Below are 15,151 nucleotides of genomic sequence, written 5' to 3'. Positions count from 1 at the left end.
GCAAGTGGCCATGCAGGTAAACCGCGCCCAGGGCCGGGCGGGATGATCAGCCCAGCAGATTGGCCAGCGTCAGCAAGGCCAGCAGGAACATCCACAGCACCACGGAACGCCAGACCAGGCCCACCACGCTCTGCAGATGACCCAGGGCGGGCGGCATGCCGGGGGTGGAACCTTCGGCGCGGGTGGCGTCCATGTCTCCACCGGCCTCGAAGGTCTTGCTGCGGTCCGGGGTGACACCCGGTGCGGCCGAGCCGCCCAGCTGCACGCCCAGGGCACCCGCGGCCGAGGCCAGGATGATGCCCTCGTTGGGGTGCATCCACAGGCCGGCGTCGCGCCGCCAGCCGTTCACCGCTTCCTCGAAGTTGCCGACGATGGCAAAACCGGTGGCGGTCAGGCGGGCGGGCACGTAGTCCACCCAGCCGAAGAACTGGCGGGAGATCTGCATCAGGCGCTCATTGGTGGGCGCGTCGATGGTGCGGCTCTTGAAAGCCCAGTAGCGGCTGGCGAACTCGGCCATGCGATAGAGGATGGCGCCCGCCGGCCCCAGGCCCACGGTGGACAGCACGATGAACCAGAAGAACACGCCGAAGACATGGCGGTGCGCGGCCAGCAGCGAATGCTCGATCACATGACGCAGCAGCTCGGTGCGGGGCAGCTCGCTGGCGTCCAGGTGCCGCCATTCGGCCAGCAGGCGGCGGGCCTCCAGCTCGTCGGCGCGCTCCAGGGCGTCGCGGATGTCGGTGAAGTAGTGGCTGAACTGCCGGAAGCCCAGGGTCAGGTACAGCACCAGGACGTCCAGGGCCAGGGCGCCCAGCACGGTGAAGTGGCGCACCAGGCCGTAGATCGCCGCGGCCAGCAACGCCGGCCCCAGCACCGTGATGCCCCAGACGACCAGGGCGTGGCGTTCCTTGCCGGCGTCGAAATTGCGACCCGTCCAGCGCACCCAGCTGATCACGCCCTCGTGCACGGCATTGCCATGCGGCAGCGGCTTGAGCTGCTCACAGATCAGGGCCAGCAGGACGGCGAAGAAGTTCATGGGCCCGCATGATAGCGGCCCTGCGCCCCTCAGGCGGAGAGGAAGCGGTAGAAGTTGCGCAGCATGGCAGCCGTGGCGCCCCAGATGAAGTACTCACGCGACACGCCAGCAAGATCTGACCCCGTCCAGGGCATGGACAGGAACTGCCGCTCCCCCTCCTGCCAGCGGAAGACATGACGCTGGTGGCGCGCCGGATCCATCAGAAAGGCCAGCGGCACCTCGAAGGCCTCGGCCACCTCGAACTCGTCCAGAACCAGGCGGAAGTCGGGCTGCACCAGGGCCACGACGGGATGCACCATGAAGGCCGTCACCGTGCGGTAGAGGGGCAGCTGACCCAGCACCTCCACATGCTGTGGCTGCAGACCGATCTCCTCCTGGGCCTCGCGCAGGGCGGTGGCGACGGCGTCGGCATCCTCCGGCTCCGTGCGCCCGCCGGGGAAGCTGATCTGGCCGGCGTGGTCCCGCAGATGCGCCGTGCGCTGGGTCAGCAGCACCTGCAGACCGCCCGGGCGCTGGACCAGGGGCACCAGCACCGCCGCCGAGGCCGGCTCGCGCTGGCTCAGCACGCCGCCATCGCCCGGCAGCTCCGGCGCCCAGTCCGGCGGCGCGCGGAAGCGGGCGCGCAGAGCCTCGGCCGTCAGCGCTTCAGCCGGCACCGCCGGCAGGCCGTCGTCACGGGAGGCCACCGGCACGGCGCGCGGATCGAGGATGGGCGGTCGAGTCATCCGGCCAGCATAGCGCGAGCGCCCTGCCCCGGTCCTGCGCTGGGGCATGCGACCCCTGCGCTTGGAGCCTGAACGCCATGCTCCGGCCGAGTGCCTTGCGTCGTACCGAGGCACGCGGGGGTGCGCAGGGGCGAGCCTGGCATGGCTTGCCTTCCTGGCCTGCGCTCAGTGCTTCTGCCCGGTGGTGGCGCCATCCCGGCTGGGCGCCTTGCGTGGCGCCGAGGAGCGCAGCGGCCCGGAGCAGCGGCCCGGAGCAGCGCTCGACCAGCACCAGCACCCATCCAACCCAGCCCGGGCCACAAAGCAAAAGCCCCGCGCATCACTGCAACGGGGCTTCCGGTCATTCACCCTGGCCAGCGCAAGCCGGCCGGGGCGAAGGATCAACGCTCGGCGATGGGCTTGACGTTGCGGGGCGTGGCGCCCACGAAGAGCTGGCGCGGACGGCCGATCTTGTACTCGGGGTCGGCGATCATCTCGTTCAGCTGGGCGATCCAGCCCACGGTACGGGCCAGCGCGAAGATGGCGGTGAACAGCGGCACGGGGATGCCGATCGCGCGCTGCACGATGCCCGAGTAGAAGTCCACGTTCGGGTAGAGCTTGCGGGCGACGAAGTATTCGTCTTCCAGCGCGATCTTCTCGAGTTCCATGGCCAGCTTGAACAGCGGGTCGTTGTGCAGGCCCAGCTCGCCCAGGACTTCATGGCAGGTCTCGCGCATCAGCTTGGCGCGCGGGTCGTAGTTCTTGTAGACCCGGTGGCCGAAGCCCATCAGCTTGACGTTGCTGCTCTTGTCCTTGACCTGCTTGATGAACTCGCCGATCTTGGCCACGCCACCCATCTGCTGGATGTCGTTGAGCATGTTCAGGCAGGCCTCGTTGGCGCCGCCGTGAGCCGGGCCCCACAGGCAGGCCACGCCGGCGGCGATGGCCGCGAACGGGTTCGTGCCCGACGAGCCGCACAGGCGCACGGTGGAGGTCGAGGCGTTCTGCTCGTGGTCGGCGTGCAGCGTGAAGATGCGGTCCATGGCGCGCACCAGCACGTCATTGGGCTTGTACTCCTCGCAGGGCGTGGCGAACATCATGCGCATGAAGTTGCCGGCGTACGAGAGATCGTTCTTCGGGTAGATGTAGGGCTGGCCGATGGTGTACTTGTAGGCCATGGCCACCAGCGTCGGCATCTTGGCGATCAGGCGGATGGCCGCGATCTCGCGATGCTCGGGGTTATTGATGTCGGTGCTGTCGTGATAGAAGGCCGACATCGCGCCCACCAGGCCGGTCATCACGGCCATCGGGTGTGCATCACGGCGGAAGCCGCGCAGGAAGAACTGCATCTGCTCGTTGACCATCGTGTGGTGCATCACGCGGTTCTCGAACTCGGCCTTCTGGTCGGCGTTGGGCAGCTCGCCGTTCAGCAGCAGGTAGCAGGTTTCCAGGTAGTCGCAGTTGACGGCCAGCTGCTCGATGGGATAGCCGCGGTACAGCAGCTCGCCCTTGTCGCCATCGATGTAGGTGATGGTCGAGTTGCAGGAGGCGGTCGACAGGAAGCCCGGGTCATAGGTGAACTTGCCCGTCTGGCCATAGAGCTTGCGGATGTCGATCACATCGGGACCCACGGAGCCCTTGTAGATGGGCAGGTCCATGCTGGGGCTGCCGTCGGAGAACGACAGGGTGGCTTTGACGTCAGACGGTGTCATGGGGCGTTCCTTATGACTTCTTGGAAAAACAGGTCAGCGGCGCTGACAGATCAGAGGGGGGTCCTGAGCATGCCCAGGACCTCCAGCAGTTCGGGCGTGACCGACTCGCCCTCGGGCTCCTTGCGCGCCAGCAGGAGGTCCATCAGATCGTTGTCCGACAGGTCCATCAGCTGGCGCAGGCCTTCGGCCTGACGCTCGGTCAGCACGGTCTCGTAACGTTTGAAGAACCGCTCAATGAAGAGGTCATTCTCCAGCAGTCCGCGGCGGCAGCGCCACTTCAGTTTGGAGAGGGCTCTCTCGTCGATGAGGGCATCGGACAAGTTGGTCACGAATGAAGGCCTTTGCAAAGAGTCCAGGGCGGATCCGGGCATCAGACGGCGCGACGCACCATCAGTTCCTTGATCTTGCCGATGGCCTTGGTGGGGTTCAGCCCCTTGGGGCAGACGTCCACGCAGTTCATGATGGTGTGGCAGCGGAACAGGCGGTACGGGTCCTCGAGGTTGTCGAGGCGCTCCGAGGTGGCCTGGTCACGGCTGTCCGCGATGAAGCGGTAGGCCTGAAGCAGACCGGCGGGACCCACGAACTTGTCGGGGTTCCACCAGAAGCTCGGGCAGCTCGTGGAGCAGCTGGCGCACAGGATGCACTCGTACAGGCCGTCCAGCTCCTCGCGTTCCTCCGGCGACTGCAGGCGTTCCTTGTCGGGCAGCGGCGTGTCGTTCACCAGGTAGGGCTTGATGGAGTGGTACTGCTTGAAGAACTGCGTCATGTCCACGATCAGGTCGCGGACCACGGGCAGGCCCGGCAGCGGCTTGAGCACCACCACCTGCGGCAGCGAGCGCATGTTCGTCAGGCAGGCCAGGCCGTTCTTGCCATTGATGTTCATGGCATCGGAACCGCAGACGCCCTCGCGGCAGGAGCGGCGGAAGCTCAGCGTGGGGTCCACGGCCTTGAGCTTGATCAGCGCGTCCAGCAGCATGCGTTCGTTGCCCTCGAGCTCGATCTCGAGGGTCTGCATGTAGGGCTTGGCGTCCTTGTCCGGGTCGTAGCGGTAGATCTGGAAGGTACGTTTTTGGCTCATGTTCTTGTCCTCAGAAGGTACGCACCTTGGGCGGCACAGATTCCACGGTCAGCGGGGTCAGCTTGACCGGCTTGTAGTCCAGGCGATTGCCTTCGGAGTACCACAGGGTGTGCTTCATCCAGTTCGCGTCGTCGCGGTTGGGGAAGTCATCGTGGGCGTGGGCGCCACGGGACTCCGGACGGGCGGCGGCCGAGGTCATCGTGGCCTTGGCGGCCTCGATCAGGTTCTCGACTTCCAGGGCCTCGACACGCGCGGTGTTGAAGACCTTGGACTTGTCCTTCAGACCGATGGACTTCACGCGCTCGGCGACTTCCAGGATCTTCTTGACACCTTCGTCCATCACGGCCTGCGTGCGGAACACGCCGGCGTGCTTCTGCATGGTCGAGCGGATGTCGTTGGCGACGTCCTGGGCGTATTCGCCATTGGAGGCCGACTCCAGGCGCGCCAGGCGGGCCAGGGTCTGGTCGGCGGCGTCCTTGGGCAGGGGCTTGTGCTCGCGGTTCTTGAGGTTGAACTCGACGATGTGCTTGCCGGCTGCGCGGCCGAACACCACCAGGTCCAGCAGCGAGTTGGTGCCCAGGCGGTTGGCGCCGTGCACCGACACGCAGGAGCACTCGCCCACCGCGTACAGGCCGTTGATGACCTCGTTGGGGTTGCCGTTCTTGGGCACGACCACCTGACCGTTGATGTTGGTGGGGATGCCACCCATCTGGTAGTGGATGGTCGGCACCACGGGGATCGGCTCCTTGGTGATGTCGACGTTGGCGAAGTTGTGGCCGATCTCGAACACCGAGGGCAGACGCTTCATGATCGTCTCGGCGCCCAGGTGGGTCATGTCCAGCAGCACGTAGTCCTTGTTGGGACCGCAGCCACGGCCTTCCTTGATTTCCTGGTCCATGGAGCGGGACACGAAGTCACGCGGGGCCAGGTCCTTCAGGGTCGGGGCGTAGCGTTCCATGAAGCGCTCGCCATTGGCGTTGCGCAGGATGGCGCCCTCGCCGCGGCAGCCTTCGGTCAGCAGCACGCCCGCGCCGGCCACGCCGGTGGGGTGGAACTGCCAGAACTCCATGTCTTCCAGCGGGATGCCGGCACGTGCCGCCATGCCCAGGCCGTCACCGGTGTTGATGAAGGCGTTGGTGGAGGCCGCGTAGATGCGGCCGGCACCGCCGGTGGCCATCAGCACGGTCTTGGCCTGCAGGATGTGGACCTCGCCGGTCTCCATTTCCAGCGCGGTCACGCCGACCACGTCGCCTTCGGCGTCGCGGATGACGTCCAGGGCCATCCACTCCACGAAGAACTGGGTCTTGGCCTTGACGTTCTGCTGGTACAGGGTGTGCAGCAGGGCGTGGCCAGTGCGGTCCGCCGCGGCGCAGGCGCGCTGCACGGGCTTCTCGCCGTAGTTGGCCGTGTGGCCGCCGAAGGGGCGCTGGTAGATGGTGCCGTCCGGGTTGCGGTCGAAGGGCATGCCGAAATGTTCGAGTTCGTACACGACCTTCGGGGCCTCGCGGCACATGAACTCGATGGCGTCCTGGTCACCCAGCCAGTCCGAGCCCTTGACGGTGTCGAAGAAGTGGTAGTGCCAGTTGTCTTCCGACATATTGCCCAGCGAGGCACCGATGCCGCCCTGGGCAGCCACGGTGTGCGAGCGGGTCGGGAAGACCTTGGACAGCACGGCCACGTTCAGGCCGGCCAGCGAGAGTTGCAGCGAGGCGCGCATGCCGGAACCACCGGCACCCACGATCACCACGTCAAATTTGCGCTTTGCGAGCGAGCTTCCAACTTGCATTTTTTACAGCCTCCAGAGGACTTGGATCGCCCAACCCGCGCAACCCACCAACCAGACCAGGGTGAACACGTGCAGAGCCAGGCGAACGCCCACGGCCGGCACGTAGTCCATCCAGATGTCGCGCACACCGACCCAGGCGTGGTACGCCAGGGAGATGATGGTCGCGAAGGTCACGAACTTCATCCATTGCTGCGAGAAGATGCCCGACCACAGCTCGTAGCCCAGGGGCTGCTTGGTGAACAGGATCTGGGCCAGCAGCACGATGGTGAACAGGGCCATCAGCACGGCCGTCGCGCGCTGGGCCATCCAGTCGCGCAGGCCATAGTGCGCACCGCTGACGATGCGCTTGGTTCCGTAAGTACTCATTCTGTGAACCTCAGTCTTGATCAGTACAGGCCGAACAGCTTGGCGCCCAGGGCCAGGGTCAGCAGCACGGACAGCGACAGCGTCAGCACGGCGCTGGAACGGCCCTGCTCCTTGCTCACGCTGTGGGTGGCATCCATCCAGAGGTGACGCACGCCGGCGATGAAGTGATGCAGATAGCCCCAGATCAGGGCCAGCGTCACGAGCTTGACCAGCACGCCGGGAATGGGGCCCAGGCCAGCCACGAAGGCGTTCTTGAACACGTCGAAGGAGATCTCGGTGCTCAGGCTGGTGTCCAGCATCCAGATGACGAAGGGCAGCAGCAGGAACATCAGCAAGCCGCTGATGCGATGCAGGATGGAGACGAAACCCGCCGCGGGCAGTCGGTACGTCCGCACATCGGTAAAGATGTTGATGTTGCGGTAGACCGGCCGTTGCTTTGTCGTCGTGGAGGAGGAGATGTCCGTCATACCCGACCTTTGGTAATCAATGTGAAACCTGAGGATTTTATTGCAACGCAACAGGGTCAGGCCTTGCCTTTCTCCGCTGCGGGCTTCTTTCTTTGAGAGAGCGTCAGTTCAGATCGTTGCGATAGAAATGCGTGGACGTGTTGTAGAGCCCCCGGCGCAGCTCCACCGGACGATCGCCATAGGTGAAAGACAGGCGCTCCACACTCAGCAGCGGCGCGCCGACCTCCACCTGCAGCAGCGCGGCAACCTCTTCATCGGCCGCCACGGCCCGGATCTTTTCCTGGGCACGGATCATCTGCACCCCGAACTCCGACTCGAACAAACCATAGAAAGGACCGCGGTGCTGGTTCAGCAGCTCGGTCGTCAAACCCTTGAACAGGCTGCCCGGCAGCCAGATGTCATCCAGCACCACCGGACGGCCCTTGCTGTGCAGCAGGCGGCGCACCTCGACCATGGCGTCGCCCGCACGCATCTGCAGCTGGCGGGCGATCCAGGCCGGCGCACGCTGGCGGCGGCAGTCCAGCAGCTGGCGGCCCAGGCCCGGTTCCTGGTCTTCATCAGGCATCAGGCGCAGGAAGCGGTACTGCTGCTTCTGCTCCGCATGCGTGGCGACAAACGTGCCCTTGCCCTGGCGGCGCACCAGCAGATTCTCGGCCGCAAGTTCGTCAATAGCCTTACGGACCGTGCCCTGGCTGACGCCGAAGCTGGCGGCCAGCTCCATCTCGCTGGGAATGGCCTCGCCGGCCTTCCAGGCACCGGCCTGGAGGCGCTGGATGATCAGGCCCTTGATCTGGCGATACAGCGGCGAGAACGCGGGCGACGCCTGCCCGCCGGACGCAGCCTCGCCGCGCTGGAGCTCAGGGCCAGGCGTGCTCGGGACTGCAGGTGGATTCGGCATGGCCGGGATTCGAGCACAGGGCGCCCTGCCGCGTCGAGCGGATTCCGTAAATCCTCTCAAAAATGTCTTCTATAAGACATAAGACAGTCAGTTTTATGCAAAGGACGCCGCATAATCTCGCCTGCCCGGCCTCAAGTGGCAGCGTTGAAATGGGTCAATAGGGGAAACGCCCGGACTCTGACCTACACTTGCGGCCACCGCGCCGCCGCCTGCCCGCCCTTCGGTCTCGCTCGTTCCAGGATGACCGCCGTGCACCGCAACCAGTGGCGCCACGAACAGCTTTTTCATCCTTTTCGGAGACCTCCATGAGCAAGAAACCCGTTCGCGTTGCCGTCACCGGCGCCGCAGGCCAGATCGGCTACGCCCTGCTGTTCCGCATCGCCTCCGGCGAAATGCTGGGCAAGGACCAGCCCGTCATCCTGCAACTGCTGGAGATCCCCGACGAGAAGGCCCAGAACGCGCTGAAGGGCGTGATCATGGAACTGGAAGACTGCGCCTTCCCGCTGCTGGCCGGCATCGAGGCCCACAGCGATCCGATGACCGCCTTCAAGGACACCGACTTCGCCCTGCTGGTCGGCGCCCGTCCCCGCGGCCCCGGCATGGAGCGTTCGGACCTGCTGGCCGCCAACGCCCAGATCTTCACGGTGCAGGGCAAGGCCCTGAACGCCGTGGCCTCGCGCAACGTCAAGGTGCTGGTCGTGGGCAACCCCGCCAACACCAATGCCTACATCGCGATGAAGTCGGCCCCGGACCTGCCGGCCAAGAACTTCACCGCCATGCTGCGCCTGGACCACAACCGCGCTGCCTCGCAGATCGCTGCCAAGACCGGCAAGGCCGTGGCCGACATCGAAAAGCTGGCCGTGTGGGGCAACCACTCGCCCACGATGTACGCCGACTACCGCTACGCCACCATCGGTGGCCAGTCGGTCAAGGCCATGATCAACGACGAGCAGTGGAACCGTGAAGTGTTCCTGCCGACCGTCGGCAAGCGCGGCGCCGCCATCATCGCCGCCCGCGGCCTGTCCTCGGCCGCCTCGGCTGCCAATGCCGCCATCGACCACATGCGCGACTGGGCCCTGGGCACCAACGGCAAGTGGGTCACCATGGGCATCCCGTCCAAGGGCGAGTACGGCATCCCCGCCGAAGTGATGTTCGGCTACCCCGTGACCTGCGAAAACGGCGAATACAAGATCGTCGAGGGCCTGGAAATCGATGCCTTCTCGCAAGAGTGCATCAACAAGACCCTCAACGAACTGCTGGAAGAGCAGAACGGCGTCAAGCACCTGCTGTAATCAGCACAGCGCCTGACAGCATCACGGACTACGCTTCGTGATACGGTGAAGGGTCGGCCCCGTGCCGGCCCTTTTTCATTTCAGCCACTGATCCATCGAGCCCGCCCATGAGCACCGCGCCGCACCCTCGTCTGGCCCTTTTTGAAGAGGGCGATGCCGCCACCCTGCTGCCCGTCGTCGACCACTACTGCGGCGTCGAGGCGCGCATGCGCAAGAGCCTGGCGCTGCAGGCCGAGATGGGACCCGTGTTCGACATCACCCTCGACTGCGAGGACGGCGCGCCCGTAGGCGGCGAGGTCGAGCATGTGCTGCTGGTCAACGAGGTGCTCAACGACCCGCAGAACCGCCACGGCCGCGTGGGCGCCCGCGTGCATCCGCTGGGCCATGCGGCCTTCGAGGCCGATGTCGAGGGCCTGCTGGCCGGCGGCGGCGAGCGCCTGGCCTACCTGATGGTGCCCAAGCCCCAGTCCTTTGAAGACGTGGACCGCGCCGTCGCCTTCATCGACGCCACCCGCGCGCGCCTGGGCCTGCAGCGCGAGCTGCCCGTGCACGTGCTGATCGAGACCCACGGTGCGCTGCGCGATGTGCAGCGCATCGCGGCGCATCCGCGGATCGAGTCCCTGTCCTTCGGCCTGATGGACTTCGTCTCGGCGCACCGCGGCGCCATCCCCCGCGCCGGCCTGACCGTGGACGGCCAGTTCAGCCATCCCCTGGTCGTGCGCGCCAAGCTGGAGATCGCCGCGGCCGCGCATGCGCACGGCAAGACGCCCTCGCACTGCGTGGTGACCGAGTTCAAGAACACCGACGCCCTGGAGATGGCCGCCGGCCGCGCCGCACGCGAGTTCGGCTACACCCGGATGTGGAGCATCCACCCCAACCAGATCCGCCCCATCATCGAGGCCTTCGCGCCCCGCATGGCCGAGATCGACGAGGCCATCGAGATCATCCAGGCCGCACAGGCGGCCTCCTGGGCCCCCATCCAGCACCGGGACACCCTGCACGACCGCGCCAGCTACCGCTATTTCTGGCAGGTGCTGGAGCGCGCCCACCGCACCGGTCAGGCGCTGCCGGCGGAGGTCGAGGCGGCCTACTTCAGCGGCTGAGGCGCCCGGCCGCCCGCCGCGGGCGCCCCAGTGAAGGCCTCACGTTTTCTTGCAGTTGAAGGGATTTCTGGCATAGACAGCCGGCCGCACGGGGCGCATGCTTGCGCCGGTCGTCCACAGGGCCTGACAAAGCAGCCACAAACAGCACATTTGCTTGCACAATCAAGCATCTGCACAGGATTTCTCATGCAACACCTCCGCACCCTCTCCTTCGCCCTGGGCGCCTGCGCCCTGCTGCTTGCAGGCACGGCCTTTGCTGCCGCCAAGGAAACGCCGGCGGCGCCCAAGAACCGCCTGGCTTCCAAGCTGAAACCCCAGACGGCCGTCGCCCCCCTGCCCCCGCCCGAGGAAGCCACCCTGTCTGAAGAGCAGCTGGCCGTGGCCCCGCGCGTGCACGCCGGTGACGCCCAGTGCGAGTTCAACCAGCAGGTCCACATCACCCCCCACCCGGACAAGCCCGGCCGCTTCCGCCTGCAGTTCGGCAAGATGGTCTACAACATGACGCCGGAGCCCACCACGACCGGTGCCGTGCGCCTGGAAGACAAGCATGCCGGCGTGGTGTGGCTGCAGATCCCGTCCAAGTCCATGCTGATGAACGCCAAGGCCGGCCAGCGCATGGTGGACAGCTGCCAGCACGCCGAGCAGCGCGCCTTCGTGGCCGCTGGCGCGGCCGCGCCGCAGCCCGGCACCGGCATCGGCATCACGCCGGGCACGACCGCCAGCAACTGAGCCGTCCGCACTCAATCAGAAAGGAGGCTGCGGCCTCCTTTTTTCATGCCCGAGTCTCCCTGTCGGGCTTGGGGATCCGTCAGAAGTACGTACAATCATTACATACTTTCAGCGGCATACCCCGAGGAGCATGAGCATGGAAGCGACTGTTGCCGAACGCGGGCAGATCACCCTGCCCAAGGCCGTCCGCGACGCCCTGGGACTGACCAAAGGCACCACCCTCAAGGTGGAGTTGGACGGCGGTCGCATCATCCTGCGCAAGGATGTGGGGGATGCCCTGTCGCGCATGCGGGGCCGCATCAAGCTCCCACCGGGCACCAGCTCGGACGACGTCATGCGCGAGCTCCGCGGCCGCGCCCCGGGCGACCCCTATCCGCCACCCGACGAAGCCTGAAGCCCGCCCTCCCCCTCATTGACTGGCACCCCTTCCCATGATTGCCGTCGACACCTCCATCCTGGTCGATTACATCGGTGACGGCCCGCAGGCCGAGCAGGCCGAGCAGCTGCTGCGCGTGGCGCTGTCCGCGGGCCCAGTGGTGGCCTGCGAGGTGGTGGTCAGCGAGGTCGTGGCCGGCCTGGGCCACAGCGACATCGTGCTGGAGACGCTCGAAGCCATCGGCATCAGCTACTCCCCCCTGGAGCTGCGCTCGGCGCTGCGCGCGGGCGAGATGCAGCGCCGCTACCGCACCCGCCTGCAGGGCCAGTCCGAGCTGCCGCAGGCGCGGCGCTCCGTTCCCGACTTCCTCATCGGTGCCCATGCCCTGCTGCAATGCCAGGGCCTGATCACCCGTGACGCCGGTTTCTTTCGTGACTATTTCAAGGGCCTGCGCGTCATTGCGCCCAAGCCTTGAGAGTCATCTTCCTTTCCCTGTCCCTGGAGTCCCCTCATGCTGACTGCCTACCGCCAACACACCGCCGAGCGCGCCGCGCTGGGCATCCCGCCTCTGCCCCTGGATGCCAAGCAGGTGGCCGAGCTGATCGAGCTGATCAAGAACCCGCCGGCCGGTGAGGAGGCCTTCCTGGTCGACCTGCTGACCCACCGCGTGCCCCCGGGCGTGGACGACGCCGCCAAGGTCAAGGCCAGCTTCCTGGCAGCCGTGGCGCACGGTGACATCGCCGTCGGTCTCATTTCCAAGGCCAAGGCCACCGAGCTGCTGGGCACCATGGTGGGCGGCTACAACGTCAAGCCCCTGATCGACCTGCTGGATGACGCCTCGGTCGCCGAAGTGGCAGCCACCGGCCTGAAGAAGACCCTGCTGATGTTCGACGCCTTCCATGACGTCGCCGAAAAGGTCAAGGCAGGCAACGCCCACGCCAAGGCCGTGATGCAGAGCTGGGCCGATGCCGAGTGGTTCACCTCGCGCCCCGAAGTCGCGCAGAAGATCACCGTCACCGTCTTCAAGGTGCCCGGCGAGACCAACACCGACGACCTCTCCCCCGCCCCCGACGCCTGGAGCCGCCCGGACATCCCGCTGCACTACCTGGCCATGCTGAAGAACACCCGTCCCGACGCGGCCTTCAAGCCCGAGGAAGACGGCAAGCGCGGCCCCATCCAGTTCATCGAGGACCTGAAGAAGAAGGGCAACCTGGTCGCCTACGTGGGCGACGTGGTCGGCACCGGCTCCTCGCGCAAGTCCGCCACCAACAGCGTGATCTGGGCCACCGGCGAGGACATCCCCTTCGTGCCCAACAAGCGCTTCGGCGGCGTGACCCTGGGCGGCAAGATCGCCCCCATCTTCTTCAACACGCAGGAAGACTCGGGCTCCCTGCCCATCGAGGTGGACGTGAGCAAGCTGGAGATGGGTGACGTCATCGACGTGCTGCCCTACGCCGGCCAGATCGTGAAGAACGGCGAGGTCATCGAGACCTTTGCGCTCAAGAGCGAAGTGCTGCTGGACGAAGTGCGCGCCGGCGGCCGCATCAACCTGATCATCGGCCGCAGCCTCACCGGCAAGGCCCGCGAGTTCCTGGGCCTGCCGGCCTCCACCCTGTTCCGCCTGCCCAAGGCCCCGGTGGACAGCGGCAAGGGCTACACCCTGGCCCAGAAGATGGTCGGTCGCGCCTGCGGCCTGCCCGAAGGCAAGGGCATGCGCCCCGGCACCTACTGCGAACCCAAGATGACCACCGTGGGCTCGCAGGACACCACCGGCCCCATGACCCGCGACGAGCTGAAGGACCTGGCCTGCCTGGGCTTCTCGGCCGACCTGGTCATGCAGTCCTTCTGCCACACCGCCGCCTACCCCAAGGCCGTGGACGTGAAGATGCACCGCGAGCTGCCCGCCTTCATCAGCAACCGTGGCGGCGTCTCCCTGCGCCCGGGCGACGGCGTGATCCACAGCTGGCTGAACCGCCTGCTGCTGCCTGACACCGTTGGCACCGGCGGCGACTCCCACACCCGCTTCCCGATCGGCATCTCCTTCCCGGCGGGGTCAGGTCTTGTCGCCTTCGGCGCCGCCACCGGCGTGATGCCCCTGGACATGCCGGAATCCGTGCTGGTGCGCTTCAAGGGCCAGATGCAGCCCGGCGTCACCCTGCGTGACCTGGTGCATGCCATCCCCCTGTACGCCATCAAGGCCGGCCTGCTGACCGTCGAGAAGAAGGGCAAGAAGAACATCTTCTCGGGCCGCATCCTGGAAATCGAAGGTCTGCCCGACCTGAAGGTGGAACAGGCCTTCGAGCTGTCCGACGCCTCCGCCGAGCGCTCCGCCGCCGGCTGCACGATCAAGCTGAATCCGGCACCGATCAAGGAGTACCTGACCTCCAACATCGTCCTGATGAAGAACATGATCGCCGACGGCTACGAGGACAAGCGCACCCTGGAGCGCCGCATCAAGGCCGTGGAAGCCTGGCTGGCCAAGCCCGACCTGCTGGAGGCCGATGCCGACGCCGAGTACGCCGCCGTGATCGAGATCGACCTGGCCGACATCAAGGAACCCATCGTCTGCTGCCCCAACGACCCGGACGACGCCAAGTTCATGTCCGAAGTCGCCGGCACCAAGATCGACGAAGCCTTCATCGGCTCCTGCATGACCAACATCGGCCACTTCCGTGCGGCCGCCAAGGTCCTGGGCGGTGCCCGTGACATTCCGGTCAAGCTGTGGGTCGCCCCGCCGACCAAGATGGACCAGAACGAGCTGATCAAGGAAGGCCACTACGCCACCTTCGGCACGGCCGGTGCCCGCACCGAAATGCCGGGCTGCTCGCTGTGCATGGGCAACCAGGCCCAGGTGCGTGAAGGCGCCACGGTGATGTCCACCTCGACCCGCAACTTCCCCAACCGTCTGGGCAAGAACACCAATGTGTTCCTGGGCTCGGCCGAGCTGGCCGCCGTGTGCTCCAAGCTGGGCCGCATCCCGAACGTGGCCGAGTACCACGAGGCCGTGGGCATCGTGAACAAGGACGCCAGCAGCATCTACAAGTACCTGAACTTCGACCAGATCGAGGAGTACGCCGACACCGCCAAGGGCGTGAACGTCTGAGGCTGCTGAGGCCCGGCCACTGACAGGCGGCCGATGCCCTGACAACACCCTGGCCTGCCTGCCGGCAGCCGGGGTGTTCTTCTTTGTGCGCTGCCGGCTTGACCTGCTGACTCCGGCCCCGCCGACCCCAGTCCTGCCGACGGCCCTGGGCCTGCATGGGCTGCCCCGGCACCGCGCCCTGCAGGCCCAGGACGACGGCCTGCTGCCGCAGCGGCGGTCCTGGACCTGGACGCGCCGGGCCTCGCTCCCAGCGGCGGCGCTGGACGAGCTCCATCGCCGCCTGCACCCTGTCCAGCGCGTGGGTCACTTTGCCGCCCTGGCTGATGCGAGGCCAGTGAGCCGGCACTGAACCGGCGCTGAAACGCCCCGGCGCCACAGCCGTACCCAGGTGGGCCTCTTTGCCACATTCCTGATGGAAGCCCCGAACTCCATCGGTGTTTTCCTGCTGACTGTCATCAGTCATTTGCGACACTCTGTCGACTGTCTTCATCCGCCCATTGC

15 protein-coding genes are annotated in these 15,151 nt (G+C 66.4%); 6 read left to right on the top strand and 9 right to left on the bottom strand.

The annotated features are described in order from the left end of the window. Positions 1-46 precede the first annotated feature (46 nt). The 9 genes from O9Y01_RS15870 to O9Y01_RS15830 all read right to left on the bottom strand — a co-directional run bounded on the left by O9Y01_RS15870 (position 47) and on the right by O9Y01_RS15830 (position 8,047). The gene (locus O9Y01_RS15870) at positions 47-1,036 is read right to left on the bottom strand and encodes a CobD/CbiB family protein (RefSeq protein WP_269632583.1); all 990 of its coding nucleotides are present in this window, start codon (positions 1,034-1,036) and stop codon (positions 47-49) included. 29 nt (positions 1,037-1,065) lie between these two features. Next, positions 1,066-1,761 (bottom strand): CoA pyrophosphatase, encoded by a 696-nt coding sequence (locus O9Y01_RS15865; protein WP_269632582.1) that lies wholly within the window; start codon positions 1,759-1,761, stop codon positions 1,066-1,068. Between the two features lie 380 nt (positions 1,762-2,141). Further along, on the bottom strand, positions 2,142-3,452 hold the full coding sequence (gene gltA / locus O9Y01_RS15860; RefSeq protein ID WP_269632581.1) for a citrate synthase: 1,311 nt from the start codon (positions 3,450-3,452) through the stop codon (positions 2,142-2,144). 50 nt (positions 3,453-3,502) lie between these two features. Next, positions 3,503-3,772: an FAD assembly factor SdhE gene (locus O9Y01_RS15855; protein ID WP_269632879.1), complete on the bottom strand. Its 270-nt coding sequence runs from the start codon at positions 3,770-3,772 to the stop codon at positions 3,503-3,505. A 50-nt stretch (positions 3,773-3,822) separates the two neighbouring features. Then, positions 3,823-4,530 carry a succinate dehydrogenase iron-sulfur subunit gene (locus O9Y01_RS15850; protein WP_269632580.1) on the bottom strand — a complete coding sequence of 236 codons (708 nt, stop codon included), beginning with the start codon at positions 4,528-4,530 and terminating at the stop codon, positions 3,823-3,825. Between the two features lie 10 nt (positions 4,531-4,540). Then, positions 4,541-6,316 carry a succinate dehydrogenase flavoprotein subunit gene (gene sdhA / locus O9Y01_RS15845; RefSeq protein ID WP_269632579.1) on the bottom strand — a complete coding sequence of 592 codons (1,776 nt, stop codon included), beginning with the start codon at positions 6,314-6,316 and terminating at the stop codon, positions 4,541-4,543. Between the two features lie 3 nt (positions 6,317-6,319). Beyond that, positions 6,320-6,682, bottom strand: a complete 363-nt coding sequence (sdhD, locus tag O9Y01_RS15840) for a succinate dehydrogenase, hydrophobic membrane anchor protein (RefSeq protein WP_269632578.1) — start codon at positions 6,680-6,682, stop codon at positions 6,320-6,322. A 20-nt stretch (positions 6,683-6,702) separates the two neighbouring features. Continuing rightward, complete coding sequence (gene sdhC / locus O9Y01_RS15835; protein WP_269632577.1) at positions 6,703-7,149, bottom strand: succinate dehydrogenase, cytochrome b556 subunit; 447 nt, start codon at positions 7,147-7,149, stop codon at positions 6,703-6,705. Positions 7,150-7,252: 103 nt separating this feature from the next. Further along, the gene (locus O9Y01_RS15830; RefSeq protein ID WP_269632576.1) at positions 7,253-8,047 is read right to left on the bottom strand and encodes a GntR family transcriptional regulator; all 795 of its coding nucleotides are present in this window, start codon (positions 8,045-8,047) and stop codon (positions 7,253-7,255) included. Positions 8,048-8,352: 305 nt separating this feature from the next. Here O9Y01_RS15830 and O9Y01_RS15825 point away from each other — a divergent pair, with 305 nt between their 5' ends. From O9Y01_RS15825 to acnB, 6 genes are all read left to right on the top strand, one after another. Next, positions 8,353-9,339 carry a malate dehydrogenase gene (locus O9Y01_RS15825; protein WP_269632575.1) on the top strand — a complete coding sequence of 329 codons (987 nt, stop codon included), beginning with the start codon at positions 8,353-8,355 and terminating at the stop codon, positions 9,337-9,339. Positions 9,340-9,446: 107 nt separating this feature from the next. Beyond that, positions 9,447-10,442: an HpcH/HpaI aldolase/citrate lyase family protein gene (locus O9Y01_RS15820; protein WP_269632574.1), complete on the top strand. Its 996-nt coding sequence runs from the start codon at positions 9,447-9,449 to the stop codon at positions 10,440-10,442. Between the two features lie 186 nt (positions 10,443-10,628). Further along, a complete protein-coding gene (locus O9Y01_RS15815; RefSeq protein WP_269632573.1) occupies positions 10,629-11,171 on the top strand; it encodes a hypothetical protein in 543 nt (180 codons plus the stop codon). Positions 11,172-11,307: 136 nt separating this feature from the next. After that, entirely contained in the window at positions 11,308-11,565 is a 258-nt protein-coding gene (locus O9Y01_RS15810; protein WP_183102869.1) for an AbrB/MazE/SpoVT family DNA-binding domain-containing protein, read from the top strand. A 37-nt stretch (positions 11,566-11,602) separates the two neighbouring features. Next, positions 11,603-12,022 (top strand): type II toxin-antitoxin system VapC family toxin, encoded by a 420-nt coding sequence (locus tag O9Y01_RS15805; protein WP_269632572.1) that lies wholly within the window; start codon positions 11,603-11,605, stop codon positions 12,020-12,022. Positions 12,023-12,058: 36 nt separating this feature from the next. Then, positions 12,059-14,650, top strand: coding sequence for a bifunctional aconitate hydratase 2/2-methylisocitrate dehydratase (gene acnB, locus O9Y01_RS15800; protein ID WP_269632571.1), 2,592 nt, complete (start codon positions 12,059-12,061; stop codon positions 14,648-14,650). The last annotated feature ends 501 nt before the right edge of the window (positions 14,651-15,151 follow it).

It is taken from the genome of Pelomonas sp. BJYL3, assembly GCF_027257975.1.
Lineage (GTDB): Bacteria > Pseudomonadota > Gammaproteobacteria > Burkholderiales > Burkholderiaceae_C > Roseateles_B > Roseateles_B flavus.
Note: the sequence above shows the minus strand (reverse complement) of the source record. Positions and strands in the feature narration are given on the sequence as shown.